The 25,001-nt window shown below is 75.3% G+C and carries 21 protein-coding genes and 1 pseudogene; 15 read left to right on the forward strand and 7 right to left on the reverse strand.

Annotation, left to right across the window (positions count from 1 at the left end):
* Both AWW66_RS23275 and AWW66_RS23280 read left to right on the forward strand, forming a co-directional pair.
* Window positions 1-1,013: PsbP-related protein (locus AWW66_RS23275; protein WP_281179622.1), on the forward strand; the 1,013-nt coding region annotated here is incomplete at its 5' end.
* 117 nt (window positions 1,014-1,130) lie between these two features.
* Window positions 1,131-2,807 carry a phospho-sugar mutase gene (locus AWW66_RS23280; protein WP_067370390.1) on the forward strand — a complete coding sequence of 559 codons (1,677 nt, stop codon included), beginning with the start codon at window positions 1,131-1,133 and terminating at the stop codon, window positions 2,805-2,807.
* A 74-nt stretch (window positions 2,808-2,881) separates the two neighbouring features.
* Here AWW66_RS23280 and AWW66_RS23285 read toward each other — a convergent pair whose 3' ends face one another.
* Both AWW66_RS23285 and upp read right to left on the reverse strand, forming a co-directional pair.
* Entirely contained in the window at window positions 2,882-3,559 is a 678-nt protein-coding gene (locus AWW66_RS23285) for a GOLPH3/VPS74 family protein (RefSeq protein ID WP_067370392.1), read from the reverse strand.
* A gap of 86 nt (window positions 3,560-3,645) precedes the next feature.
* Window positions 3,646-4,278 carry a uracil phosphoribosyltransferase gene (gene upp / locus AWW66_RS23290; RefSeq protein ID WP_067370395.1) on the reverse strand — a complete coding sequence of 211 codons (633 nt, stop codon included), beginning with the start codon at window positions 4,276-4,278 and terminating at the stop codon, window positions 3,646-3,648.
* Window positions 4,279-4,425: 147 nt separating this feature from the next.
* Here upp and deoC point away from each other — a divergent pair, with 147 nt between their 5' ends.
* The 10 genes from deoC to AWW66_RS23340 all read left to right on the forward strand — a co-directional run bounded on the left by deoC (window position 4,426) and on the right by AWW66_RS23340 (window position 16,383).
* The gene (gene deoC / locus AWW66_RS23295) at window positions 4,426-5,385 is read left to right on the forward strand and encodes a deoxyribose-phosphate aldolase (RefSeq protein WP_067370398.1); all 960 of its coding nucleotides are present in this window, start codon (window positions 4,426-4,428) and stop codon (window positions 5,383-5,385) included.
* Window positions 5,386-5,390: 5 nt separating this feature from the next.
* Window positions 5,391-6,821: an aldehyde dehydrogenase family protein gene (locus AWW66_RS23300; RefSeq protein ID WP_067370445.1), complete on the forward strand. Its 1,431-nt coding sequence runs from the start codon at window positions 5,391-5,393 to the stop codon at window positions 6,819-6,821.
* Window positions 6,814-7,638 carry an aldehyde dehydrogenase family protein gene (locus AWW66_RS23305; protein ID WP_067370401.1) on the forward strand — a complete coding sequence of 275 codons (825 nt, stop codon included), beginning with the start codon at window positions 6,814-6,816 and terminating at the stop codon, window positions 7,636-7,638. Before AWW66_RS23300 ends, AWW66_RS23305 begins: the two co-directional genes overlap by 8 nt.
* Window positions 7,639-8,361: 723 nt before the next feature.
* Window positions 8,362-8,802 carry a BlaI/MecI/CopY family transcriptional regulator gene (locus AWW66_RS23310; protein WP_067370404.1) on the forward strand — a complete coding sequence of 147 codons (441 nt, stop codon included), beginning with the start codon at window positions 8,362-8,364 and terminating at the stop codon, window positions 8,800-8,802.
* 10 nt (window positions 8,803-8,812) lie between these two features.
* Window positions 8,813-9,718 carry a M56 family metallopeptidase gene (locus AWW66_RS23315; protein WP_067370407.1) on the forward strand — a complete coding sequence of 302 codons (906 nt, stop codon included), beginning with the start codon at window positions 8,813-8,815 and terminating at the stop codon, window positions 9,716-9,718.
* Between the two features lie 183 nt (window positions 9,719-9,901).
* Window positions 9,902-11,152, forward strand: coding sequence for a cytochrome ubiquinol oxidase subunit I (locus AWW66_RS23320; protein ID WP_067370410.1), 1,251 nt, complete (start codon window positions 9,902-9,904; stop codon window positions 11,150-11,152).
* 12 nt (window positions 11,153-11,164) lie between these two features.
* Window positions 11,165-12,172, forward strand: coding sequence for a cytochrome d ubiquinol oxidase subunit II (locus AWW66_RS23325; protein ID WP_067370413.1), 1,008 nt, complete (start codon window positions 11,165-11,167; stop codon window positions 12,170-12,172).
* Entirely contained in the window at window positions 12,169-13,839 is a 1,671-nt protein-coding gene (gene cydD / locus AWW66_RS23330) for a thiol reductant ABC exporter subunit CydD (RefSeq protein ID WP_067370415.1), read from the forward strand. Before AWW66_RS23325 ends, cydD begins: the two co-directional genes overlap by 4 nt.
* The gene (gene cydC, locus AWW66_RS23335; protein ID WP_067370418.1) at window positions 13,836-15,641 is read left to right on the forward strand and encodes a thiol reductant ABC exporter subunit CydC; all 1,806 of its coding nucleotides are present in this window, start codon (window positions 13,836-13,838) and stop codon (window positions 15,639-15,641) included. The genes cydD and cydC overlap by 4 nt, the downstream gene beginning before the upstream one ends.
* Window positions 15,642-15,711: 70 nt before the next feature.
* Complete coding sequence (locus AWW66_RS23340) at window positions 15,712-16,383, forward strand: permease prefix domain 1-containing protein (protein ID WP_067370421.1); 672 nt, start codon at window positions 15,712-15,714, stop codon at window positions 16,381-16,383.
* Between the two features lie 44 nt (window positions 16,384-16,427).
* On the opposite strand, the gene AWW66_RS23345 is transcribed toward AWW66_RS23340, so the two are convergent.
* Entirely contained in the window at window positions 16,428-16,769 is a 342-nt protein-coding gene (locus AWW66_RS23345; RefSeq protein ID WP_067370424.1) for a PadR family transcriptional regulator, read from the reverse strand.
* Between the two features lie 118 nt (window positions 16,770-16,887).
* Between AWW66_RS23345 and AWW66_RS23350 the strand changes: the two genes are divergently transcribed.
* From AWW66_RS23350 to AWW66_RS23360, 3 genes are all read left to right on the forward strand, one after another.
* Complete coding sequence (locus AWW66_RS23350; protein WP_067370427.1) at window positions 16,888-17,964, forward strand: DNA primase; 1,077 nt, start codon at window positions 16,888-16,890, stop codon at window positions 17,962-17,964.
* Between the two features lie 63 nt (window positions 17,965-18,027).
* A complete protein-coding gene (locus AWW66_RS23355; protein WP_211272076.1) occupies window positions 18,028-20,682 on the forward strand; it encodes a transposase in 2,655 nt (884 codons plus the stop codon).
* 155 nt (window positions 20,683-20,837) lie between these two features.
* On the forward strand, window positions 20,838-22,058 hold the full coding sequence (locus AWW66_RS23360) for an ABC transporter substrate-binding protein (protein ID WP_067370430.1): 1,221 nt from the start codon (window positions 20,838-20,840) through the stop codon (window positions 22,056-22,058).
* Between the two features lie 225 nt (window positions 22,059-22,283).
* Here AWW66_RS23360 and AWW66_RS23365 read toward each other — a convergent pair whose 3' ends face one another.
* The 4 genes and pseudogenes from AWW66_RS23365 to AWW66_RS34570 all read right to left on the reverse strand — a co-directional run.
* The gene (locus AWW66_RS23365; protein ID WP_067370432.1) at window positions 22,284-22,877 is read right to left on the reverse strand and encodes a GTP-binding protein; all 594 of its coding nucleotides are present in this window, start codon (window positions 22,875-22,877) and stop codon (window positions 22,284-22,286) included.
* 1 nt (window position 22,878) lies between these two features.
* Window positions 22,879-23,256: a DUF742 domain-containing protein gene (locus AWW66_RS23370; RefSeq protein WP_067370435.1), complete on the reverse strand. Its 378-nt coding sequence runs from the start codon at window positions 23,254-23,256 to the stop codon at window positions 22,879-22,881.
* Window positions 23,257-23,355: 99 nt separating this feature from the next.
* Complete coding sequence (locus tag AWW66_RS23375) at window positions 23,356-23,760, reverse strand: roadblock/LC7 domain-containing protein (RefSeq protein WP_067370442.1); 405 nt, start codon at window positions 23,758-23,760, stop codon at window positions 23,356-23,358.
* Window positions 23,757-25,001: pseudogene (locus AWW66_RS34570) on the reverse strand (ATPase); the annotation flags it as partial. The pseudogene AWW66_RS34570 and the gene AWW66_RS23375, both read right to left, overlap by 4 nt.

Below are 25,001 nucleotides of genomic sequence, written 5' to 3' on the forward strand. Positions count from 1 at the left end.
CGGTCCCGTTCGGGCCCCGCCCCACGGAGGCCCCGCAGGGCGGCACGTACGGCAGCCGGCCCGCCGAGGCCACCCAGCCCTTCGGCGCCCGCCCGGCCGAGGCGACCCAGCCCTTCGGCGCCCGGCCCGCCGACGCGGCCCCACCCTTCGGCGCCCGCCCGGCGGAGGCCACCCAGGCCTTCGGGGCCCGGCCGGCCGAGGCCACCCAGCCGTTCGGCGCCGGGGCGGCGGACGCCACCCAGGCGGTGCCGTGGGCGACCCCGGGCGGCGGCCAGCGGGCCGGCGGCACCTACGGCGGCGGGAACCAGTGGTCGGTGCCGGGCACCGGGCAGCCCTGGGCCACCGCCCCGGCGGCCGGCACCGGCGGCACGTCGGGTCCGGCGCAGACGACGGGCGGACGGCTGGTCAGCACCATCAAGGGCTGGCCGCGCAAGGTCCAGCTCGCGGCGGCCGGCGGGCTGGCCGTGCTGCTGCTGATCGGCGCGGTGGCGCTGACCGGTGGCGACGACGAGCCGCCGGTCGTCCCGCAGGCCGGGCCGAGCGCCACCGCCGAACCCGCCGAATCCGGTTTGGAGCTGCGCGAGCACTCCGCCCGGGGGGTCCGGGTGAACGTGCCGAAGGACTGGAAGCGCGGCACCGGCGGCAGCTTCGTGGACTACACCGACCCGGACGACTCCGGCCGCCGGGTGCGGATCATCGTGGAGAACTTCGGGACCACCTCGATGCGCTGGGCCGAGGTCGCCTCGGACGGGCTGCGCAACCGGGGCGGCACCTGCGCCAGGCCGTACAACCAGCTCGCCATGGAGGAGACCGAGCTGGCCGGGAAGGCGGCGGCGGAGTTCGAGTACACCTGCGGTGACGGCGACAAGCGCCGGCACGGCCTGTGGCGCGGGGTGGTGCACGACGGGAAGGCGTACTCCTTCTACCTCACCGCCACCCACGACCGGTTCGAGGAGAGCAAGCCGATCTTCGACGAGATGGTGAAGTCGTTCCAGCTCACCGGGGCCGGCTGAGCCGTACCCCGGCCGGCGGGTCAGCGCCGGACGAGCCGGGACGCGACGGCGGGCCGTCGCCAGCCACCCCCTCGGGGGCGGGCCGGCGGCGGCCCGCCGTCGTGCTATCAACATGGGATGGCGGCCGAGACCACTGACATCGACGACCTCCGTACGCGGGCCCGACGCTGGCTCGACGACGACCCCGACCCGGCCAGCCGGGAGGAGCTACGGGACGTCCTCGACCGGTTGCCGGCCAGCACGGACGAGCTGGCCGACCGGTTCGCCGGGCCGCTGACCTTCGGCACCGCCGGGCTGCGCGGCCCGCTGCGGGCCGGCCCGAACGGGATGAACCTCGCCGTGGTCACCCAGGCCGCCGCCGGTCTGGTCGGCTGGCTCGCCGCGCAGGGTGGGACCGGGCCGCTGGTGATCGGGTACGACGCCCGGCGCGGCTCGCGGGAGTTCGCCGTCCGCACCGCCCAGGTGGCCACCGGGGCGGGCCGGCCGGCGCTGCTGCTCCCCCGCCCCCTGCCCACCCCGGTGCTCGCCTACGCGGTGCGGCAGCTCGGCGCGGTGGCCGGGGTGATGGTGACCGCCAGCCACAACCCGCCGCAGGACAACGGGTACAAGGTGTACCTCGGGGCGGAGCTGGGCGGCGACCTCGGTGCGGGGGCGCAGATCGTGCCGCCGGCCGACGCCGGGATCGAGGCGGCCATCCGGGCGGTCGGCCCGCTCGTCGACGTGCCGCTCGGTCCGCCCGGTCAGGTGCTCGGCGACGAGGTGGTGGCCTCCTACGTGGAGCGGGCCGCCGCCGTGATCGCCGCGGAGGGCCCCCGGGACCTGGCCGTGGCGTACACCCCGCTGCACGGGGTGGGTGCCGCCGTGCTCACCGCCGCCTTCGCCCGCGCCGGCTTCGGCGTCCCCGGCATCGTGCCCGACCAGGCCGAACCCGACCCGGACTTCCCCACCGTCGCCTTCCCCAACCCGGAGGAGCCGGGGGCGGTCGACCGGTTGGTGGCGCTCGCCGAGACCATCGGCGCGGACGTCGCCCTCGCCAACGACCCCGACGCCGACCGGTGCGCGGTGGCGGTCCGGGCCACCCCCGGCGGGGCCGACGGCTGGCGGATGCTGCGCGGGGACGAGGTCGGCGTGCTCCTCGCCGACCACCTGATGCGCCGGGGCGTCCGCGGCCTCTACGCCACCACGATCGTCTCGTCGTCGCTGCTGCGGGCGATGTGCGCGGCCCGGGACCTGCCGTACGGCGAGACGCTGACCGGGTTCAAGTGGATCGTCCGGGCCGGTGGCGGCAGCGCGCCGCTGGTCTTCGGGTACGAGGAGGCGCTCGGCTACTGCGTCGCCCCCGACCACGTCCGGGACAAGGACGGCGTCACCGCCGCGCTGACCGTCGCCGAACTCGCCGCCGACCTGCGCGCCACCGGCCGTACGCTGCTCGACCGGCTGGACGAGCTGGCCGCCGAGTTCGGCGTGCACCAGACCGACCAGCTCTCCGTCCGGGTGACCGACCTGCGGGAGATCGCCGACGCGATGGCCCGGATCCGTGCCGCCACCCCCACCGACCTGCTCGGCTCGCCGGTCACCTCGGCACAGGACCTGCTGCCCGAGGCGGACGTGGTGATCCTGCGTACCGACACCGCCCGGGTGGTGATCCGACCCTCCGGCACCGAGCCGAAGCTCAAGGCGTACCTGGAGGTGGTGGTGCCGGTCGCGGACGGCGACGTGCCGGCGGCCCGGGACCGGGCCACCGCCGCGCTGCGCGCCCTGCGCGCCGAGACCGCCACCGCCCTGGGGATGTAAGGAGGGGCCCCCTCTTAACGCTTTCGGTAGAGGAAGGGCCCCTTCCTAACCCCGCGCAGGCGGCGGGGCGGGGGTCAGCGGCGAGGGCCGAGGGCGGCGTCGACCGCCTGGCCGAGGGCGAGGACCACCAGCGACACCGACGGGCGGACCACCGAGTCCTCCGTGCTGACGGTGCCGGAGAACCCGGCCCCGCCGGCGATCTCCGCCAGCCGCTTCTCGACGCCCCGGGCGTCGTCGCCGTCGAGCCCGAGGGCGGGCTCCATCCGGACCGCCGCGACCAGGGTGGCGAGGGCGGCGGTCCGCTCGTCGGGAGCCGGTCCGCCGGTCAGCGCCTCGGCCAGCCGCCGCCGGGTGTCCTGCTCCACCGTCGGGTCGACCATCGGGTACCGGTGGACCACGATGAACCCCAGCTCGGTCTCCTCGACGTCGCGGACCACACCCCGGCCGACCAGGTCGCCGAGGATCCGGTCGCGGAGCCCGTGCCGCAGCCGCTGCACCCAGGAGGCGGGCGAGTGCGGGGCCTCGGCGGCCATCCGGTCGAGCACCCCGTCGACGATCGGCTCACCGGTCGGCGTGGGGTCGGTCACCGCCAGGTTGCCGTCGGCGTACGCGATCCGGCCGGCCAGGGCCAGTTCCACCAGGACCGCGGCGGCCATGCCCAGGTCCAGGCTGATCCTCGGCATGGTCGCCCGGCCGGTTTCGTCGTCGTAGGCGAGCAGGAGCAACTCTTCGGCGAGCGCAACACCAGTCATGGCCCGAGACGCTAGCCGGTCCCCGCATCCGACCGGAATGGACTCGCCCAGCGAATCGGCGACGTCCGACGCGAGTACGCGCAGGCTCAGAAGCGGGGCATCCCGCCGAACTGGCGGTCACCGGCGTCGCCGAGGCCGGGGACGATGAACTTCCGGTCGTTGAGCTCGGCGTCGACGGAGGCGGTGACGAGGCGCAGCGGCAGGCCGGACCGGGCCAGGCGGTCGATGCCGGGGGGCGCGGCCAGCACGCAGAGCACGGTGATGTCGGTGCAGCCCCGGTCGGCCAGCAGCCGGCAGCAGTGCTCCAGGGAGCCGCCGGTGGCCAGCATCGGGTCGAGGACCAGCACCGGCAGGCCGCTGAGGTCCCGGGGCAGCGACTCCATGTAGGCGCGCGGCTCGTACGTCTCCTCGTCGCGGGCCAGGCCGACGAAGCCCATCGACGACTCGGGCAGCAGCCCGAGCGCGGCGTCGGCCATGCCCAGCCCGGCCCGCAGCCCCGGCACCAGCAGCGGCGGGTTCGCCAGCCGGGTGCCCTCGGCGTCAGTGACCGGGGTCTGGATCGGGTACGTCTCCACCGGGAAGGACCGGGCGGCCTCGTACACCAGCATGGTGGTGAGTTCGTGCAGCGCCGCCCGGAAGGTGGCGGAATCGGTACGCGCGTCCCGCATGGCGGTCAGCCGCGACTGGGCGAGCGGATGGTCAATGACGTGTACGTCCACGATCGCTCAACCTACCGGTCCGCCCGGTACGGCACCGCGCCTGCGGCGGCACCGGCGACGTCGCTCACTACCACGGGGTGTGGCGTCGCCGACGTCGACAGCGGTCGTTCAAGATCACTTCTGCGGTGGATGCGTAGACTTCGCGCCATGACGGCGACAACGACGTCGGCCCGGTCGGACCTGGCCGAGCTGGGACGATCCGAGACCGCGCTGCGGACCTTCCTGCACGGCCTGCCCGGCGTGGACCAGATCGGCGCGGACCAGCGGGCGGCACAGCTCGGCACCCGCTCGATCAAGACCACCGCCAAGGCCCAGGCGATCGACCTGGCGATCCGGATGGTCGACCTGACCACCCTGGAGGGGGCGGACACCCCGGGCAAGGTGCGGGCGCTCGCCGCCAAGGCCCTGCGCCCCGACCCGGCCGACCCGTCCTGCCCGCACGTCGGCGCGGTCTGCGTCTACCCCGCGATGGTGCCGTACGTGGCCGAGGTGCTGCGCGGCTCGCCGGTGCACCTGGCCAGCGTGGCGACCGCCTTCCCGTCCGGTCAGGCACCGCTGGAGATCAAGCTCGCCGACACCCGGGCCGCCGTGGCGGCCGGGGCCGACGAGATCGACATGGTGATCAACCGGGGCGCCTTCCTGGCCGGCCGCTACCAGGAGGTCTACGACGAGATCGTGGCCACCAAGGAGGCGTGCGGGGCGGCCCACCTCAAGGTCATCCTGGAGACCGGGGAGCTGGTCACCTACGACAACGTGCGTCGCGCCTCCTGGCTGGCGATGCTGGCCGGCGGCGACTTCATCAAGACCTCCACCGGCAAGGTCCCGGTCGCCGCGACGCTGCCGGTGACCCTGGTGATGCTGGAGGCGGTGCGCGACTTCCGGGCCGCCACCGGGCGGCAGGTCGGCGTGAAGCCGGCCGGCGGCATCAAGACCACCAAGGACGCGATCAAGTACCTGGTCATGGTCAACGAGACCGTCGGCGCGGACTGGCTCGACCCGGACTGGTTCCGGTTCGGCGCCTCCAGCCTGCTCAACGACCTGCTGATGCAGCGCACCAAGCTGACGACCGGCACCTACTCCGGTCCCGACTACTTCACCCTGGACTGAGCGTGATCTTCGAATACGCCCCCGCCCCCGAGTCGCGCTCGGTGGTGGACCTCAAGCCGTCCTACGGCCTGTTCGTGAACGGGTCGTTCGTCGACCCGGCCGACGGCGGCAGCTTCACGTCCGTCAACCCGGCCACCGAGGAGGTGCTCGCCGAGGTCGCCGAGGCCGGTCCGCAGGACGTCGAACGGGCGGTCGAGGCCGCCCGGACGGCGTACCAGAAGGTCTGGGGTCCGATGCCGGGCCGGGACCGGGCCAAGTACCTGTACCGGATCGCCCGGATCATCCAGGAGCGCTCCCGCGAGCTGGCGGTGCTGGAGTCCCTCGACAACGGCAAGCCGATCAAGGAGTCCCGCGACGTCGACCTGCCGCTGGTCGCCGCGCACTTCTTCTACTACGCCGGCTGGGCCGACAAGCTGCCCCACGCCGGCTTCGGTGCCGACCCGCAACCGCTGGGCGTGGCGGCGCAGGTCATCCCGTGGAACTTCCCGCTGCTGATGCTGGCCTGGAAGATCGCCCCGGCGCTCGCCGCCGGCAACACGGTGGTGCTCAAGCCGGCCGAGACCACCCCGCTGACCGCGCTGCTCTTCGCCGAGATCTGCCAGCAGGCCGACCTGCCGGCCGGCGTGGTCAACATCGTCACCGGGGCGGGCGAGACCGGTCGGGCACTGGTCGAGCACCCGGGCGTGGACAAAGTCGCCTTCACCGGTTCCACCGAGGTCGGCAAGGCCATCGCCCGGTCGGTCGCCGGCACCCGCAAGAAGCTCACCCTGGAGCTGGGCGGCAAGGCGGCCAACATCGTCTTCGACGACGCCCCGATCGACCAGGCGGTCGAGGGGATCGTCAACGGCATCTTCTTCAACCAGGGGCACGTCTGCTGCGCCGGCTCCCGGCTGCTGGTCCAGGAGTCCGTCGCCGAGCAGGTGCTGGCGTCGCTGAAGCGGCGGATGGCCCAGCTACGCGTCGGCGACCCGCTGGACAAGAACACCGACGTCGGGGCGATCAACTCGGCCGCCCAGCTCGCCCGGATCCGCGAGCTGTCCGACGTCGGTGCGGCCGAGGGGGCGCAGCGCTGGTCGCCGCCGTGCGAGCTGCCCGAGCGCGGCTTCTGGTTCGCCCCGACGATCTTCACCGGGGTCACCCAGGCACACCGGATCGCCCGCGAGGAGATCTTCGGCCCGGTGCTGTCCGTGCTGACCTTCCGCACCCCGGCCGAGGCCGTGGAGAAGGCCAACAACACGCCGTACGGGCTGTCGGCCGGGATCTGGACCGACAAGGGTTCCCGGATCCTCTGGCTGGCCGACCGGCTGCGCGCCGGGGTGGTCTGGGCCAACACGTTCAACAAGTTCGACCCGACCTCGCCGTTCGGCGGGTACAAGGAGTCGGGCTACGGCCGTGAGGGCGGCCGGCACGGGCTGGAGGCGTACCTGAATGTCTGAGCGGGTCGCGGTACGCAAGACGTACAAGCTCTTCATCGGCGGGAAGTTCCCGCGCAGCGAGTCGGGACGGTCGTATCTGGTGCAATCCGCGAACGTGTCGTTGGCCTCGCGCAAGGACGCCCGGGACGCCGTGGTCGCCGCCCGCGCGGCCGTCAAGGGATGGTCCGGGGCGACCGCGTACAACCGGGGGCAGATCCTCTACCGGGTCGCCGAGATGCTGGAGGGCCGCCGCGAGCAGTTCGTCGCGCTCGGCGTGCCCGGCGACGAGGTCGACGCCGCCACCGACCGCTGGGTCTGGTACGCCGGCTGGTCCGACAAGCTCCCCCAGGTGTACGGCGGCGCGAACCCGGTCGCCGGGCCCTACTTCAACCTCTCCGCGCCCGAGCCGACCGGGGTGGTGGCCGTGGTGGCCCCCGAGGCCCCGGCGCTGCTCGGCCTGGTCAGCGTGATCGCCCCGGCGATCGTCACCGGCAACACCGTCGTGGTGGCGGCCTCCCCGGCGGCGCCGCTGGCGGCGGTGACCCTGGCCGAGGTGCTGGCCACCTCCGACCTGCCCGGCGGGGTGGTCAACCTCCTCACCGGCCGGATCGGCGAGACCGTGCCGACGCTGGCCGCGCACCTGGACGTCAACGCGATCGACCTGGCCGGCGTGACCGACGCCGACCTGGCGGCCGACCTGGAGGTCAGGGCGGCGGAGAACCTGAAGCGGGTGCTCCGCCCGGTCCCGGCCGACCACGATTGGACCGCCGACCCGGGCGTCGGCCGGATGACCGCGCTGCTGGAGACCAAGACGGTCTGGCACCCCAAGGGCGTCTGACCGGGCTCGACTCCGGCATCGGGGGACGCCCGGGTGCACGCCCCGGTCGTGGCCGGGTGGATCGTGGGGCCGGTGGATCGTGGGGCCGGTCGTGGCGGGTCCACCCGGGCGGCCTCCGGGTGGAGGATGGTGTCTGCTCGGGCCTTTCGAGCTGCCCCGTCCGTGGGACCACCACCCCGACCTGCGCGATTACCCCGTCCTGTAGGAGCACCCCCGACCCGAAGGACCATCCCGGCCTGGAGGACCACTCGACGCCGCCCAGCAAGCCCGGAGGACCCCCCCGACCCGGAGAACCATCCGACTCCGCCCCGGCAGCCGAAGGACCACACCGACCCGGAGGATCACCCGACGCCGCCCCATCGGCCGGCGCTGTCCCGGGCCGCCCCACGCCACGGCCGCCGGTCACCACGGCCGCCGGGCCGCCCCGTCGGAGCGGGCCGGGCCGCAGGTACGGGGCGACCGTCGCCGGTGGGGCCGTTCCGGCACCGGGCGGGGTCCGGGGTTGCCCCGTTCGTGGGGGCAGTTCGACAGCGGCGGCGGCCGGACCGGACGCGGCACCGGCGGCACGGTGCCCCGTTCGTGGGGCAGTTCGACAGGCTGCGTAGGACATGACCCCGCCGCACACGACGCTCACGCGCCGGGCGGACAGACGGGCGGACGGCGGGTCGGTGGGGGCAGCGGGCGGGGCGCTGCGCCTACTACTACGGGGGGTAGGATTGGGGGGTGACTCGACTCGGTGATCTCGAACGTGCGGTGATGGACGTGCTGTGGGACACGGTCCCGGCCACGTCGGGCGGGGTGACCGTGCGGGAGGTCGCCGAGGCGCTGGACGGCCGGGAGTTGGCGTACACGACGGTGATGACCGTGCTGGACCGGCTCGCCGGCAAGGGCATGGTGCAGCGGGAGCGGGAGGGGCGTGCCTGGCGGTACCGGGCCGCCGCCAGCCGCGAGGCGCACATCGCCCAGCTCATGCTCGACGCGCTCGACCTCGGCGGCAGCCGGGACGCGGCGCTGGTCCGGTTCGCCCGGTCGGTGACCGGCACCGAGGCCGACGTGCTGCGGGCCGCGCTCGGTGCCGAGGCCGGGCTGACCGCGCCGACGACCGCCCCCGCCGCCCAGCCGGCCACCGGGCCGGCCGGGGCCGACGGGGCGACGGACCGGTAGGGCGGCGACCGTGGTGTACGCCGCGCACTTCGGCGCCGCGGTGCTGGTCTGCTGGCTGACCGCCCAGGTGCTGTCCCGCTCCACCTGGACCTGGCGCGCTCCCCGAGTGGCGATCCTCTGCTGGCAGGGGGTCGGCCTGGCGCTCGGGCTCTCCGCGATGGGGCTGCCGATCGCGGCGGGGCTGGCCGCGTACGACCGGCCGACGGGCAGCGCGCTGGTCGCCCTCGTCACCGACCTGCTCCACGGTGAGCTGCCCGCCGGGGTGGGGGCGGTGCACCTGTCCCTGGTCGGGGTCGGGTTCGGCATCGGCGCGGTGCTGCTGACCACGACCGTGCGCAGCGTCCACGCGACGGTCCGCGCCCAGCGTCGGCACCGGGACCTGCTCACCCTGGTCGCCCGGAACGACCCGGCCGTGCCCGGCGCGCTGGTGCTGGACCATCCCGGCGCGGCGGCGTACTGCCTGCCCGGGATGCGACCCCGGGTGGTGGTCAGCGCGGGCACCCTGGACCTGCTCAACCGCGCCGAGCTGGAGGCCGTGCTCACCCACGAGCGGGCCCACGCCCAGGAGCGGCACGACCTGGTGCTGCTACCGTTCACCGCGCTCTGCCGGGCGCTGCCCTGGCTGCGCTGGGTGCGCGAGGCGCACGACCGGGTCGCCCTGCTGGTCGAGATGCGCGCCGACGACAAGGCCCGGGAGCTGCACGCGGAGGCACCCCTGGCCGGGGCGCTGCGGCGGTTCGCGGCGGCCGGCAACCGGATCACCCCGGCCGGCACGCTCGGCATCGGCGACCGCGACCTGGACGTGCGGGTGCAGCGGCTGCTGGCCGCCGACCGGCCGCCCCGGCTGCTCGGCGCCACCGCGCTGGCGGTCACCACCAACCTGGCCGCCCTGCCCATCTGCCTCTTCCTGAGCTGACCGACCCGCGCCGACCCGCGCCGACCCGCGCCGACCCGTCCGGCGCGGATCGGACCACCCCCGCACGGCCTCAACTACTACGTCCCGTCGTAGGATCTATTACGACAGGACGTAGTAGTTATATGTAGGCGAGCTACGTGTAGAGTCGCTACGACAAGCGAGCCGACCTATGGAGTGCCGCCCATGGACACCCTGCTCCTCGCCCGACTCCAGTTCGCCACCACGGCGTCGATCCACTTCCTCTTCGTGATCGTCACGCTCGGGCTGGTCACCCTCCTGGTCGGCCTCCAGACCGCCGGCTACCTGACCGGCAAGGCGAAGTACGAGCGACTGACCCGGTTCTGGGGCACGCTGTACGTGATCAACTACGTGCTCGGCATCGCCACCGGGATCGTGATGGAGTTCCAGTTCGGGCTGAACTGGAGCGGCCTGTCCCGGTACGTGGGCAACGTCTTCGGCGCTCCGCTGGCGATCGAGACGCTGGTCGCCTTCTTCCTGGAGTCCACGTTCCTCGGCATGTGGATCTTCGGCTGGCACCGGCTGCGCCGGGGCGTCCACCTGGCCCTGATCTGGGGCGTGGCGCTCACCGCGTACGCCTCGGCGTTCTGGATCATGGTGGCCAACGCCTGGTTGCAGAACCCGGTCGGGTACGAGGTCCGCGACGGCGTCGCCCACCTCACCGACTTCTCCGCCCTGCTCACCAACCCGGCCCTCGGCATCGCCCTCGGGCACGTGGTCTCGGCGGCGCTGCTCACCGGCGGCCTGCTGATGGCCGCGGTCAGCGCCGGGCACCTGCTGCGGCGTACCCCCGACTTCGACCTCTTCCGGACCTCGCTGCGGCTCGGGGTGGTCACCGCCGCCGTGGGGATCCTCCTGGTGCAGGGCTTCGGCTTCACCCAGTTCGCCCCGGTCAGCCAGGTGCAGCCCACCAAGTTCGGCTCCTCGCCCGACGGCGAGGCGCTGATCGCCGAGTGGACCGCCCGCTTCGGGCCGGGCGACTACACCCCGCCCGTGCTCGCCAACGTCGGTCTCGGCTTCATGATCCTGATCGGGATGGGGCTCAGCCTGTTCTGGCTGCTGCTCCCGCTGCTCTGGCGGGACCGGATCATCCGGCTGCGCTTCCCGCTCTGGCTGGTCATCTGCGCCCTGCCGCTGCCCTTCGTCGCCGCCATCCTCGGCTGGATCGCCCGGGAGATCGGCCGTCAGCCCTGGGTGGCGTACGGGCTGCTGCCGACCGAGCAGGCGGTCTCCCCGGTCGGGCCCGGGGTGCTGCTCGCCTCGTCGGTCACCTTCACCCTGCTGCTCGGCGCCCTCGCCGTCGCCAACTGGACGCTGCTCGCCCGGCACGCCGTCCGGGGCGCGGCCGACCCCGCCCTGGGCCGCCCACCGCAGCAGACCCGCCCGCCCGCCACCGAAGAACCCGCGTTCGCCTGAGGGAGACGACCCGTGGAGCTCGCCTGGTACGCCCTGCTCGGCCTCTTCTTCGCCACCTACCTCGTCCTCGGCGGCTACGACTACGGGGTGGGGCTGCTGCTGGCCCGCCGCACCGACCCCGCACGGCGACGGGCCGCGCTGCACGCGGTCGGGCCGTTCTTCCTCGGCAACGAGGTCTGGCTGGTGGCCGCCGTCGGCATCCTCTTCGGCGCCTTCCCCACCCTGGAGGGGGAACTCCTCTCCGGCCTCTACCCGGCGGTCACCGGGGCGCTGGTCGGCGTGATCGTGGTGACCGCCGGCGTACAACTGCGCAGCCGCCCCGCCGGGCCGCGCGCCCGCGCCGGGTGGGACCGGGTGATCGTCGCCGGCAGCACCCTCGCCGCGCTGGGCTGGGGCGCGGTGCTGGGCGGGCTGCTCCAGGGGGTACCGCTGACCGCCGACGGTCACGTCGACGGGGTGGGCCACCTGTTCACCCCGTTCGTGGCCGCCGTCTGCCTGGCGCTGCTCGCCCTGGTGGCCGCGCACGGTGCGACGTTCCTCACCCTCCGGCTGCCGGCCGCCGAGGTCCCGCCGCTGCTGCGGCTGGCCCGCCGGCTGGTGCCGGTGGCGCTCGTCACGGTCGGCGCGGCCACCGTCGTGGCGCTGCTCTCCCCCCGGGTACGCGACGCCGTGCAGCAGCCGCTGGTCGCCGTACTCCTGCTCGGGGCGCTGGTCACCGCGCTGCTGGCGGCCCGGGTGGCGCTGGGGCTGCGGCGGACCGGGGTGGCCTTCGTCGCCACCAGCGTCGCGCTGGCCCTGCCGGTGCTGCTGGTCGGCGCGGCGACCTGGCCCTACGCGCTGGTCTCCACCGCCGGCCCGGAGACCGGGCTGACCGTGGCCGAGGCGGCGGCCAGCGGGCCCACCCTGCGGCTGCTGGGCTGGCTGGCGCTGCCGCTCGTGCCGGCCCTACTAGGCTTTCAGGCGATGTGCTGGTGGGTTTTCCGAGGACGGGCCGACGGCAGGACACCGGTGTACTGGTGAACCGCCGTCCGTTCGATCCGCGTCTGCTGCGCCGGGTCCCCGCGGCCCGGGGCGACCTCGTGCTGCTCGCCGTGCTCGGCGTGGTCGCCGCGCTGCTGATCATCGCGCAGGCGACCGCGCTGGCCGCGCTGCTGGCGACCGGATTCGACGGCCGGCTCGACCGGCCGGCGCTGGCCGGCTTCCTCGCCGCGGTGACCGCCCGCTCGGCGCTGACCTGGGCGCAGGGCACCGTGGCCGCGCGGCTGGCCGCCACGGTCAAGGCCACCCTGCGCGCCGACCTGCTCGGCGCGGTCGGCCGGCACGGTCCCACCTGGGTCGCCGGGCAGCGGGCCGGGCAGCTCGCCACGCTGACCGGGCGCGGGCTGGACGCGCTCGACGCCTACTTCACCGGGTACCTGCCGCAACTCGTGCTCAGCGTCACCGTGCCGGCCGCCGTGCTGCTGCGGGTCCTCGTCGCCGACTGGAGCTCGGCGCTGATCATCGCGGCCACCCTGCCGCTCATCCCGATCTTCGGCGCGCTGCTCGGCTGGCAGGCGCAGGTCGCCACCGAACGGCAGTGGCGGCGGCTCTCCCGGCTCGGCGGGCACTTCCTGGACATGGTCGCCGGGCTGCCCACCCTGCGGGCGTTCGGCCGGGCCCGCGCGCAGGTCGACGTGGTGCACCGGATGGCCGACGGGCACCGGGTCGCCACCATGAAGACGCTGCGCATCGCCTTCCTCTCCGGGCTGGTGCTGGAGCTGGTCGCCACCCTGTCGGTGGCGCTGGTCGCGGTGCCGGTCGGCATCCGCCTGCTCGACGGCGGGCTGGCCCTCTCCACCGCGCTGCTGGTGCTGCTGCTCACCCCGGAGGCGTACCTGCCGCTGCGGACGGCCGGCGCCCGGTTCCACGCCAGCATGGAGGGGCTGAGCGCGCTCAACGACGCCTTCGCGGTCAGCACCGACGACCCGGACACCGCGCGACCGGCCCCCGCCCCGGCACCGGACGGGCGGGGCGAGATCCGGCTGGAGGGGGTGACCGTCGCGTACCCCCGGACCACCGCGCTGCGCGACGTGACGCTGACCATCCGCCCCGGCGAGCGGATCGCCGTCATCGGGCCCAGCGGCGCCGGCAAGAGCACCCTGCTCGGGCTGCTGCTCGGCTTCGTCGCGCCGACCGAGGGGCGGGTCACCGTGGACGGCGTCGACCTGGCCGGCGTCGACCAGGACGCCTGGCGCCGGCAGGTGGCCTGGGTGCCGCAGCGGGCCCACCTCTTCGCCGCCTCGCTGGCCGACAACATCCGGCTCGGCGTACCGGAGACCCCGGACGCGGCGCTCGCCCCGGCCATCCGCGACGCGGCGCTGGACGACGTGGTCGCCGCGCTACCCGACGGGCTGACCACCCGGCTCGGCGAGCGCGGCCACGGCCTGTCCAGCGGGCAGCGGCAGCGGGTCGCGCTGGCCCGCGCCTTCCTGCGGGACGCGCCGGTGGTGCTGCTCGACGAGCCCACCGCCCGGCTGGACACGGCCAGCGAGACCGCCGTGCTGGCCGCCACCCGCCGGCTCGTCGCCGGCCGGACCGCCCTGCTGGTGGCGCACCGGCCGGCGCTGCTCGCCGACGCCGACCGGATCCTGCGGGTGGTCGACGGCCGGGTCACCGAACTCACCCCGAACGCCGAGGTGCTGGCATGAGCGCCGCCGCTGCCACCCGTCGGCCCGCCGCCCCCGGCCGGGGCGGGCCGCTCGCCGCCGAGCGGACGGTGCTCCGGCTCACCCGCCCGTACCTGCGCCGGCTGCTCGGCACCGGGTTGCTGGCCACCGCCACCGAACTGGCCGGGCTGGCCCTGATGGCCTCCGCCACCTGGCTGCTGATGAGCGCGGCCGGCCAGCCGCCGCTGGACCGGCTCACCGTGGCGATCGTCGCGGTCCGGGCGCTGGCCATCGGCCGGGGCGTGTTCCGCTACACCGAACGCCTCGCCGGCCACGACGCGGTGCTCCGGCTGGTCGCCGACGTCCGGGCCCGGGTCTTCGCCAGCCTGGCGGCCCGCCGGGACACCGCCGGGCAACGCTCCGGCGACGCGCTCAGCCGGCTCGTCTCCGACGTGGAGACGGTCCAGGACCTGCTGCTGCGGGTGCTGGTGCCGGCCTGCGCCGCCGGGCTGGTCGGGGTGTTGGCCGTCGGCGGGGCGGCGCTGGTCTCCCCGGCCGCCGCCGGGGTGCTCGCGGGCGGGCTGCTGCTGGCCGGGGTGGTGTTGCCGGCCCTGGCCACCGCGCTCACCAGACGCGGAGCCGCCGAGGTCGCCCCGCTGCGGGGGGCGCTCGCCGCGGACGCCGTCGACCTCACCCACGGCGCGGCCGACCTGGCCGCCTTCGGCGCCACCGGGTACGCGCTGGACGCCGCCACGCAGCGGGCCGGCCGGCTGGCCCGGCTGGAGCGCCGGCTCGCCGCCGCCGGTTTCGCGGTCGACGCGGCCGGGGTGCTGGTGGCCGGGCTGACCGCCGGGGCGGTCGTGCTGGTCGCGCTGCGCGCCGGGGTGGACGGCGTCCTGGTCGGGGTGCTCGCGGTGGGCACCCTGGCGGCGGTGGAGATCGCGCTGGCCCTGGTCGGCGCGGCCCGGCAGTGGAGTCAGCTCCGGGCCGGGCTGGCCCGGGTCGCCACCCTCCTGGACGCCGCCCCGCCACCCCTGCCGACCACCCCACCGGCCGCGCCGGGCCGGACGGTGTCGGCGGGTCCGCACGACGTCCGGTTCGCGGCGGTGACCGTCCGGTACCGGGCCGGGGCGGCCCCCGCGCTGGACCGCTTCGACCTGGACCTGCCCGCCGGCCGGCGGGTCGCCGTGGTCGGGCCGAGCGGCGCCGGCAAGAGCACCCTGGCCGCCGTCCTCACCGGCGCGGTACGGCCCACCGCCGGCCGGGTCACCCTCGACGGCCGGGACCTCGCCGACCATCCGGCCGCGGACCTGCCCCGGGCGGTCGGCGGGCTGCTCGCCGAGGCGTACGTCTTCCACGCCACCGTCCGGGAGAACCTGCTGCTCGGGCGGCCCGGGGCGGACCCGGCGGAGCTGGCCGGGGCGGCCGGTGCGGCCGGCCTGCTGGACTGGGTGCACGAGCAGCCCGACGGCTGGGAGACGGTGGTCGGCGAGGAGGGCGGGCAGCTCTCCGGCGGCCAGCGGCAGCGGCTGGCCCTGGCCCGCGCGCTGCTCGCCGCCCCGGGCGTGCTGGTGCTCGACGAGCCGACCGAGGGGCTGGACCCGGCCGCCGCCGACACGGTGCTCGCCTCCGCCCTGGCCGCCGTCCCGGCGGGCCACTCGGTGCTGGTGATCAGCCACCGGTTGCACGGGTTGGCCGGGCTGGACGAGATCGTGGTGCTCGACGCCGGCCGGGTGGTCCAGCGGGGTACCCACGCCGAGCTGGTCCGCTCCCCGGGCTGGTACCGGGAGCAGTGGCGGGTGCAGGAGGCGGCGGAGCGCGGGTACCTGGCCCTGGCCCCCTGAGCCGGGTCCGGGGTGGACCCCGGGGGTTTCCCCGACGCGACCCGGTCGGCCGCCGTGACAGGGTGGGCCCATGCGCGGCAACGACGAGACGTGCGTGGACGACCGGGTACGGGAACTGGCCGCCCAGCTCCGGGGGCCGGTCCGGCTCAAGGCCGACCTGCTCACCGAGGCCCGGCACGCGCTGCTCGACGCCGCCGAGGCGTACCGGGAGGACGGGCTGCCGGCGGCGGAGGCCGGGCGGCGCGCGGTGGCCGAGTTCGGCACCCCGGCCCAACTGGTCCCGGCGTACCAGGCCGAGCTGGCGGCGGGCGCGCTGCGCGGGCTGGCCCTGCGGGTGGTCCTCTTCGCGGTGCCGGTGTTCCTCGGCGCCGACCTCACCTGGCGCGGCGCGCCCTGGGCCGACGCGACGGCCGCACCGGCCGGGTACGGGCTGCTCTCCAGCGCGCTCAACTGGCTCTGGGGCACCGCCCTCGGGCTGGCCGTGGCGGGGCTGCTGCTGGCCACCGTGGGGGCCCGGTACGGCCGGGTCGGTCGGCCGGCGGTCAGCCGGGCCGCCGGGTTCGCCCTGACCGCCGTGCTCGCCCTCGGGACACTCAGCACCGTCGCGCTGTGGGGCTGGTCACTCGACCTGTGGCAGGGGCTGCTCACCTGGCCCCCGATGATCGTCGGTATCGCCCTGATCGGTGCCGGCCAGCTCTGGCTCGGCGGGGCGGCCCGCTCCTGGCTGCTCGCCACCCGCTGACCGTCCCGGCCCGTCCGGCACCGGCACGGTCGGGGCCGGTGTGGTCAGGCCGGGCTGGCGGGGGGCTCCCCGGTGCCGAGGAACCGGCCGACGGTGGCGCTGAACTCGCGCCAGCCGGCCCGCTCACCGGCCAGCGCCTGCCGGCCCGCCTCGGTGAGCTGGTACGTGCGCCGTTCCCGGCCGCCGACCGTGCTCCACGCGCTCTCCACGTACCCGGCCCGTTCCAGGCGGCGCAGCGCCGGGTAGATGGTCCCCGTCGGCAGGTCGAGGCTGCCGCCGCTGCGGGTGCGCAGCGCCTCGATGATCGCGTACCCGTGCAGTGCGCCCTGTTCGAGCACCGCCAACAGCAGCGCGTCCAGGTGTCCGTGCAGCGACTGGGCCCTCATGTGTAGACAAACTACTTACCTGGATGACGAATCGCCACCGGGGTGCGCGCAGCGGTGTGCCGGAGCCGCCCACTAGGGTATGTGCGCAGAGTCACTCGGTAGCCGGAGACGCCGCCGGGTGGGCAACCCGAAGCAATCGGAGGTCAGCGTGGCCCGCCAGTCGCCCCAACGGCCCGACGCCGACGAGCCCGAGCTCGACGACGCCACCGGGTCGACCGAGCCCGACGAGGTCGTCGAGGTCGAGGACGTCGACGACACCACGACGTCGGCCGCCGACCGGGACCGTTCACTCTGGGACGAGGCGCGGATCGACCCGGTCGAGATCGCCCTGCCCGCCGGCACGGGCTTCACCCTGCGGGCGTACCGCCCGGCCCGGGACGTCACCCCGACGGACGTCGTCGAACGGGACCAGGACGACCCCTTCCTCGCCCGCCGGCAGGCCGCCGAGGTGGACGAGGACGACGAGACCGTCGTCATCCTCGACGAGGAGGTCGCCGAGGAGTTCGCCGCGAGCGAGCGCGAGGAGGCCGAGAAGGCCCGCAAGTCCGGCACCGGCAGGAGCGGCAAGGCCGGCACGGACGACGGGTCCGACAAGGCCGACGACGCCAGCGCCGACCCGGACGGCAAGGCCGACGACGCCGACAAGGACGGCGAGGACGGCGACACCGGGACGGCGGAGGCCGAGGAGGCCGACGACGCGGCGGGCGACGAGGAGGTGCCGGTCTTCCTCACCCACAAGGGCCGGCTGCTGCTGTTCAAGACCCCCGAGGCGCTCGTCAGCTTCGTCCGCTCCGGGGCGCCGCACGACATGTCCCAACTGGACGGCTGGGATGATCTGTCCGAACGGGTGGAACCCGCCGACGTCGCCCCGCTCGACGAGGACGTCTACGAGCTCGACCTGGTCGTGGAGAACCTGCGCGGCGGGCACGACACCTGGGACCCGACCCTGCTGATCGAGGCCGGCGAGGTCGCCCGCGACCTGGCGTACGCGCTGCGCCTGCCGTCGGTGTTGGACATGCTCTCGGCCGGATCGAGCCTCGACGACCTGGACGAGGCGCTGCGCTCCTCGGTCAACGGCGGGATCGGCGGCTTCCTGGGTCGCCGCCGGCTCAAGAAGATCGGGGCGCAGACCGCCAGTTTGGGTTGGCGCACCATTGTCGGGAAGATCTCTGCGGTGGTGGACTGGCGCGACTGACCCGCACCGGGGAGCATCAGTCACTGGCAGAGAACGACCTGTGTTCGGGAGGAGGACGACGCCGTGGCGCTCGTGCGCGTGTACTGCGGTCTGGCCTCGGCGGAAGCTGCCGACGGAACGGCTTCGGCCGGTTCGGCGCTGACGTCCGCTGTGGTCGACGACGCAGGTCGTCTGCTGCATGTCTGCGAGATCGGTGACGACCCGGCCGGGTATGCCCGGTTGGTCGCCCTGCTCGTGGAGCGGTCGGGCGGGCCGAGCGGTGCGGCGATCGCCGCCGACAGCGACGACCACACGATCACCTCGCTGCTCAGCGCCGCCGGTCGTCCACTCGCGATCGCCGACGACGACTCGGTGGACGACTTCGCCGAGCGGTTCGCCGACGACGACTCGGTGGAGGAGATGCAGTCCCCGCCGGCCGTCCGACGGGCGATCGGCCTGGCCCGCGCGCTCCAGGCCGGTGCCCTCTCGGCGGTCACCCTCCCGGCCCCCCGGGACCTCGCCAACTACAAGCAGGTGCTCGCCGCGCACGCCGCCCTCGCCAGTGGCCGGCACACCGCCGCGGTGGCGCTGCGCGAGGTGCTCCGCGAGCTGTACCCGGCCGCGCTGCGGGCGTACCCGGACCCGGCCGAGACCGTCCCGCTGGCCGTGCTGGACGCGCTGCCGGAGCCGGGCATGCTCGGCGGCACCATGTCGCGTGGCCGGGACGTCTCGGTGGCCGCCGACGCCGTCGCGGCCCACCTGGCGGCCGACGGCGTGGCGAACGCCGCCGAGATCAACGAGGCGGTCACCGCGCTCCGGGTGGCCATCTCCGAGACGCCCCGGCGGGCCACCGTCAACCGGGCGCTCACCTCGGCGGTCGCCGAGACCGTCCGGCAGGCGGTGGCCTCGGTACGGGCCTGCGACGCCGGGTGCGACGCGCTGGTGAGCGCCCTCAGCGCCCGGGTCACCACGCCCGCGCCCGGCCGGCGGGCCGCCGCCCACCGGGGCGAGCAGGTCGGTGACCTGGCGGTCCCCGGCGGCACCGCCCCGGGTCTGCGGGCGGTCCGGCCGGCGGAGGCGCCGCCGGCCCCCACCGGCGGACGGCGCAGCCGGCCCGAACCGGTCGCCGGTGGCCCGATGCCCACCCCGCCCCGCCCACTCGGCCCCCCGCCGGTGGCCCCGGCCCCGATCGCGCCGCCGCCGCTGGCCCCCCCACCGGTGGTCCCGGCCGCAGCCGCCGGGCCGCCGGTCTCCGCGCCCCCGGGGCGGCCCGAGCCCGCACCCTCGCTGATCGACGCGCCCACCCGGGTCGACATGCCGGCCAACCGGCCGGTCTCCGCGCCACCACCGCCCCCGCCGGGGATCACCCCGATCGCCCCGCCGCAACGCGGCAAGGTGCCGCCGGCCGAGGCGGGCGAGCCGTTCCGGCCCACCCTCACCACGGCCGCGATCGAGAGCGCGCGGGCCGAGCGGCAGCGCACCGTGATCCCGCCCCGGCCGAAGACCGGCGGGGACGCCGGGCCGCCGACGGGTGGCTTCAGCGTCACCGACCTGAGCGTGCCGGTGCCCACCCCGCGTCCCGGCCCGGAGTTGGCCGGGCCCCCGGGGTCGCGGGCGAACTGGCCCCTGGTCAGCAACACCGACGACCTTGCCGAGGCCGCCGCCGACGCCCCCAGCGGGTACCCGGACCGGCACGGACGCCCGGTCGACGCGAACACCGACCCCGGCACCGGCGAGCATCGGATCACCCCGCCCTGGCTCGCCGACGACCTGCCGCAGGAGCCGCCCGTGCTGCGGCTCGTCGAGCCGCCGCCGCTGGCGGACCGGGCGCTGCGGGAGAACACCGGTCCGCAGCCGTTGGAGACGCCACCGCTGCGCCTGGTCGAGCGGGCCGATCCGGCCCAGCGGCCCGGTCGACCGGCGGACCGCCCGGGACACGCCGAGCCGGCACCGGCCGCCCACCGTTCCCCCCTGGACCAGCGTCCGCCCCTGGACCAGCGCCCTTCGCTGGAGCAGCGCCCTTCGCTGGACCAGCGTCCGCCCCTGGAGCAACGTCCCTCCCTGGACCAGCGTCCGCCCCTGGAGCACCGCTCCCCCCTGGAGCAGCGTCCTTCGCTGGAGCAGCGCTCCCCGCTGGAACACCGGTCTCCGCTGGACCAGCGCCCCCCGCTGGAGCAGCGGCCGGCGGCGGAGCACCGGCCGTCACTGGAGCGGAGTCCCTCGCTGGAGCAGCGCGCCCCGATGGAGCACCGGGCCCCCCTGGCGCACCGGCCACCGGTGGAGCACCGGCCGCCGCCGGTCGCCGACGAGGGCGACGGTGACCTGCTCATCTTCGCCGCCGCGAAGTCGGCCTGGTTCGTCGGCCACTCCGACGAGACCGACCTCGACTGGTCCAGCACCGCCGACACCGGGTGGCAGGCCGCCGAGCAGGCGGCCCAGCCGGCCCTCGGCGGTGAGACGGCCGCCGGGCTGCCCAAGCGGGTGCCGCAGGCCAACCTGGTGCCGGGCTCGCCGCTGCGCGAGGAGCGTCCGCTGCGGATCGTGCGCAACGCCGCCAGCCTCGCCGAGAACACCACCGGCTACTTCCGGGGGTGGCGTCGCGGGCAGGAGATCGGCGGTTTCGCGGTGGGTGGCCGGCCGGGCCGGGAGGCCGCCGGCGGCTGGGACTTCAGCCGGGACACCGGGGACCGCGACGACGACCGGGAGTACGAGTACCGCTCCGCCGGGTACCGCTCCTGAGCCCCGCCCACCGGCACCGCGAACGACTGCCGCACCGGCCCTGACCTGGTGTTCCTTCCCACAGGCGGAGAATTTGACGCCGGCTCGGGGCGGCCGGAAGCATACCGGCGGACCGGTGGCGACCCGCGCCGCCGGACGCGGGGGGACGACAGTCGATGGCGACAGCAACCAACCCGTCGGCGGCGCTGACCCGACGCTCCGTCCTGACCCTGGGGGCGAGCAGCCTGCTGCTGGGCGCGTGCGGCCAGGAGCCGCCGGGCGACCCGGGCAGCGCCGCGCCGGACGGGCCGGAGCTGCTCATCGGGGCCAGCCTGGAGCTGACCGGCCGGGGGGCCGCGCTCGGGGTGCTCCAGGAGCGGGCGCTGCGGATCACCGTGGACCAGCTCGACGCCGACGGCGTCCGGGTCGGCGACCACCGCCGCCGCGTCCGGGTCGACGTGCGGGACAACACCGGCGACGCCCAGGTGGCCGGCCGGCACGCCGCCGAGTTCGCCGCCCGGGAGGACGTCTGCGCGATGCTCGGTGGCACTCTCGCCGAGACCTCGGCGGCCCTCGCCGAGACCGCCCAGCAGCAGCGGATCCCGTTCCTCTCGCTGGGCTCGGGCGACGGGATCGTCCAGCCCACCGCCGAGCGGACGTACGTCTACAAGCTCACCCCGGACGCGCACGACGTCGCCCGGCGGCTCGCCGAACTGGTCCGCGACCAGGGCCTGCGCCAGGTCGCCCTGCTCGCCTCGGACGGGTTGCACGGCCGCTCCGGCCGGCAGGCGATGCGGGCCGCGCTGCGCGCCGCCGACGTCGGGTTGAGCCGTACCGGGGCGTTGCCGGCGACCGGGCTCGACGTCGCCGCCGCCGTACGCCGGCTGACCGCCGACGCGGACCGGCCCGACGGCGTGGTGGTCTGGGCGGGTTCGCCGGACGCCTCCTCCGCCGCGCGGGAGTTGCGCCGCAGCGGGTACGACGGTCCGCTCTTCTTCGACGCCACGGCGGTCACCGAGGAGACGGTGGACAGCCGGAACGTGACCACCATGGAGGGCGCGTACGTGGTGCACCCGGCCTGCCTGGACGAGTCCACCCTGACCAACACGACGACGGCCGCCCTGGCCCGGCGGGACTTCGTGTTCCGGTACATCGAGCAGCACGGCGCCTTCAGCGGCTTCGCCCCGTACGCCTCGGACGCGGTCCGGCTCGTGGCGGACGCCGCCGGGCTGGCCCGCAGCGCCGACCGGGGTCGGCTCCGGGCGTTCCTGGAGCAGCAGGTGACCGAGGGCATCGCCGGGGCGTACGCCTTCTCACCCGAGCGGCACGGCGGCATGGAACGGGACTCGTTGGGCGTCTACACGGTCAGCCGGGGCGACTGGACGCGGGTGTCCTGACCCCGGGGGCCCGGCGGGGCCTTCGACGCCGGAGCGGGCCGCTGAGCGGGGCGCTCGACGCGCAGCGGGCCGCTCCCCGGGGCGGAGCGACCGGTGGTCCGCCGGGTCAGCACCTCGGACCGGACAAGGCGGGGCCGGTGCGGGAGCGACAGCGGGGCGACGGCGGGACACGGGGCAGCGCCCGGTGTCAGCCGACGGCCGGCACCGGGCGTGACGCGGCCCGGGTCAGGCCGGTGCGACGGCGCGCGAGCGACGCATGGTGAGCACGTACTCGACCAGCGAGATCAGCACGTGCTTGGTCGACTCCCGGTTCCGGGCGTCGCAGGCCACCACCGGGATCTCCGGGGAGATCGCGAGCGCGTCCCGGACGTCCTGCGGGTCGTGGTACTGCATGCCGTCGAAGCAGTTGATGGCCACCAGGTACGGCAGCCGCCGGTGCTCGAAGAAGTCGATCGCCGCGAAGCAGTCGGCCAGCCGACGGGTGTCGACCAGCACCACCGCGCCGATCGCGCCGCGGACGAGTTCGTCCCACATGAACCAGAACCGCGTCTGACCCGGGGTACCGAAGAGGTACAGGATCAGGTCCCGGTCGATCGAGATCCGGCCGAAGTCCATCGCCACGGTGGTCGTCATCTTGCCCGGCACCTGCCGGGTGTCGCCGACGCCCACACCGGCGGAGGTCATGATGGCCTCGGTGGTCAGCGGCGTGATCTCCGAGACCGAGCCGACGAGCGTCGTCTTCCCGACGCCGAACCCACCGGCAATAACGATCTTCGCCGAGGTCACGCGCCCGCTCGGGGTCGGCGGGCGGCGGGTCATGTCAGAGCCTGCGAAGTCCACTCAGCACCCTCTCCAGCAGTTCAGTGCCCACCGCGTCGTCCGAGTCGTCCAGGATGGTCGGCTCGTGGACCGCGACCAGGCCGTCCGTCGCCATGTCGGCGATGAGCACCCGGGCCACGCCGAGCGGAAGCTGCATCCGCGCCGCGATCTCGGCGAGCGACTGCACGCGTCCGTCACACAGCGCGGCGATGTATTGGTGTTCCCGACCCTGGCCGCTGTTGCCACCGGCGGTGGCCCGGCCCCGCACCGTCGTCTCGACCAGCGCCTCCAGGGCGATGTCCAGCCGGGGGCGGGTACGACCACGGGTCACAGCGTATGGCCGGACCAACGCCCCGGTCGGTTCGTCACGATCGACCATGTCGCCGCTCACCTCCCTCGCACCCGGCACCGGCCGGACCCGGTGGCTCTCGTCGTGCCTGTCGTTGTTGTCGTGCCGACCTGATGGTCAGCGCACGGGTCAACCCAGCATTCCCGCGGCCGCGCGCGGCTGCGGGGTCAGGGCGTCACCGACCCGGTCCACCAGCAGTGCCATCTCGTACCCGACCTGCCCCACGTCACAGCTACGGGCGGCCAGCACGGCGAAGGACGAGCCGTCCGAGATGGACATCAGGAACAGGAAGCCGTTGTCCATCTCGACCACTGTCTGGAGCACCGCACCGCCCTCGAAGCAGCGCGCCGCGCCCTGGGTCAGGCTGACCAGCCCCGAGGCGATCGCGGCCAACTGGTCGGCCCGGTCCCGCGGAAGGTCTCGTGACGACGCGAGGAGCAGGCCGTCGGCGGAGACGGCGACCGCATGCGCGACACCGGGCACCCGATCGGCGAAGTTGGCCAGCAGCCAACCGAGATCCTGCGTAGTAGTCATCCTTGTTGCTCCTTCTGCCCGCTCCCGGCCGCTGGGCCTGAGCCAGACTGCGAGGATTGCTGCCCTCCCGGAGGCGCCTCCGGGTTGGTGGGGTTGCCGTCGGACGGATTGCTCCGTCCGCGTTGCACCCCTCGATGGTAGGCGGAGAGCAGACCGCGTACGGCTTCCGGTGTCCGCCGTTGCACCGACGTGGTCGGCTTCTCCACGGCACCCGGCACGAGCTGCGCCATCGGGGTCCGTTTGGGCAGGCCGGTCTGGGTGGTGCCCGCGATCGGCGCCTCGGTGGCCGCCGTGGCGGCGCGCCAACCGTCGTCGGCGGCGGTACGCCAGCCGCCATGCTGGCCTGCGGTACGTCCGGCGAAGGCGCCCCCGTTCGCGGGGGGTACGTCGTCGCCCGTCGTGCCGGCGGCCGTCGGGGATTCAGACATCGGTGCGTTACCTGTAGGTCGGGCGGCGGTCTGCTGAGCGGTCCGACCGTTGGCCTCGACCACCGCGAACTGCTGGGTCGCGTCGGTGCTGCCCGCTGCGGGTCGGGCGGCACCGGCCGACTCCTCGGGGCCGGAACGGCGGGTACGGAACCACGCCGACTCCAGCTCCCGGAAAATCGGCAGCTCCATCGTCTCATCCGCGTACGGCTTGCGGTTCTGCTGGGCAGGGGGGCGGCTCTGCCGGGGCGGCACGACCGGTGCCGGGGTCGGGGCGGCCGGCGGGCCCTGGGCGCCGGTACGCGGCACCCGGGGCAGCTCGGTGGTCATGTCCAGGGCTGCGGCCAGCCGCTCGGGCACCGGCGGGGTGGCCGCCTCCCGGTCCGCGCCCGGCACCGGCGGCCAGACCGGCGGCCCGGAGCCGACCGGACCGGGTCGGGTCGGCAGGGCCGGGTTCTCCGGGGCGTACCGGTTGTCGCCCGTCGCGGTGCCGGCCGGACCGGCCACCGGGGAGACCGGCTGACCCGAGACCGGTTGACCCGAGACCGGAACACCGGAGACCGGCTGCCCCGAGACCGGCTGGCCCGAGACCGGGACACCGGAGACCGGGACACCGGAGACCGGCACGCCGGAGACCGGCGACGAAGCGTACCCGTAGGCCTCCGGGCTGCGGGGCTGCTGGCGCGGGATGGCCGGCGGCGACTGGCTGTTGCCGATCGGGTCCCCCTCCCCGCCGGCCCGGCGCTGCGGCAGCGGGTCGGTGACCTGTACGTGGCCGAGGACGGCGGCAACATGGAGATCAACGTCATCACGCCG

It is taken from the genome of Micromonospora rosaria (assembly GCF_001567585.1).
Classification (GTDB): domain Bacteria; phylum Actinomycetota; class Actinomycetes; order Mycobacteriales; family Micromonosporaceae; genus Micromonospora; species Micromonospora rosaria.

Excerpts from the sequence above, each read along its gene's own strand:
- AWW66_RS23280 (WP_067370390.1), top strand. The coding sequence starts at position 1,131 with ATGGCGGCCGAGACCACTGACATCGACGACCTCCGTACGCGGGCCCGA.
- AWW66_RS23285 (WP_067370392.1), bottom strand. The coding sequence starts at position 3,559 with ATGACTGGTGTTGCGCTCGCCGAAGAGTTGCTCCTGCTCGCCTACGAC.
- deoC (WP_067370398.1), top strand. The coding sequence starts at position 4,426 with ATGACGGCGACAACGACGTCGGCCCGGTCGGACCTGGCCGAGCTGGGA.
- AWW66_RS23305 (WP_067370401.1), top strand. The coding sequence starts at position 6,814 with ATGTCTGAGCGGGTCGCGGTACGCAAGACGTACAAGCTCTTCATCGGC.
- AWW66_RS23320 (WP_067370410.1), top strand. The coding sequence starts at position 9,902 with ATGGACACCCTGCTCCTCGCCCGACTCCAGTTCGCCACCACGGCGTCG.
- cydC (WP_067370418.1), top strand. The coding sequence starts at position 13,836 with ATGAGCGCCGCCGCTGCCACCCGTCGGCCCGCCGCCCCCGGCCGGGGC.
- AWW66_RS23340 (WP_067370421.1), top strand. The coding sequence starts at position 15,712 with ATGCGCGGCAACGACGAGACGTGCGTGGACGACCGGGTACGGGAACTG.
- AWW66_RS23345 (WP_067370424.1), bottom strand. The coding sequence starts at position 16,769 with ATGAGGGCCCAGTCGCTGCACGGACACCTGGACGCGCTGCTGTTGGCG.
- AWW66_RS23360 (WP_067370430.1), top strand. The coding sequence starts at position 20,838 with ATGGCGACAGCAACCAACCCGTCGGCGGCGCTGACCCGACGCTCCGTC.
- AWW66_RS23365 (WP_067370432.1), bottom strand. The coding sequence starts at position 22,877 with ATGACCCGCCGCCCGCCGACCCCGAGCGGGCGCGTGACCTCGGCGAAG.
- AWW66_RS23370 (WP_067370435.1), bottom strand. The coding sequence starts at position 23,256 with ATGGTCGATCGTGACGAACCGACCGGGGCGTTGGTCCGGCCATACGCT.
- AWW66_RS23375 (WP_067370442.1), bottom strand. The coding sequence starts at position 23,760 with ATGACTACTACGCAGGATCTCGGTTGGCTGCTGGCCAACTTCGCCGAT.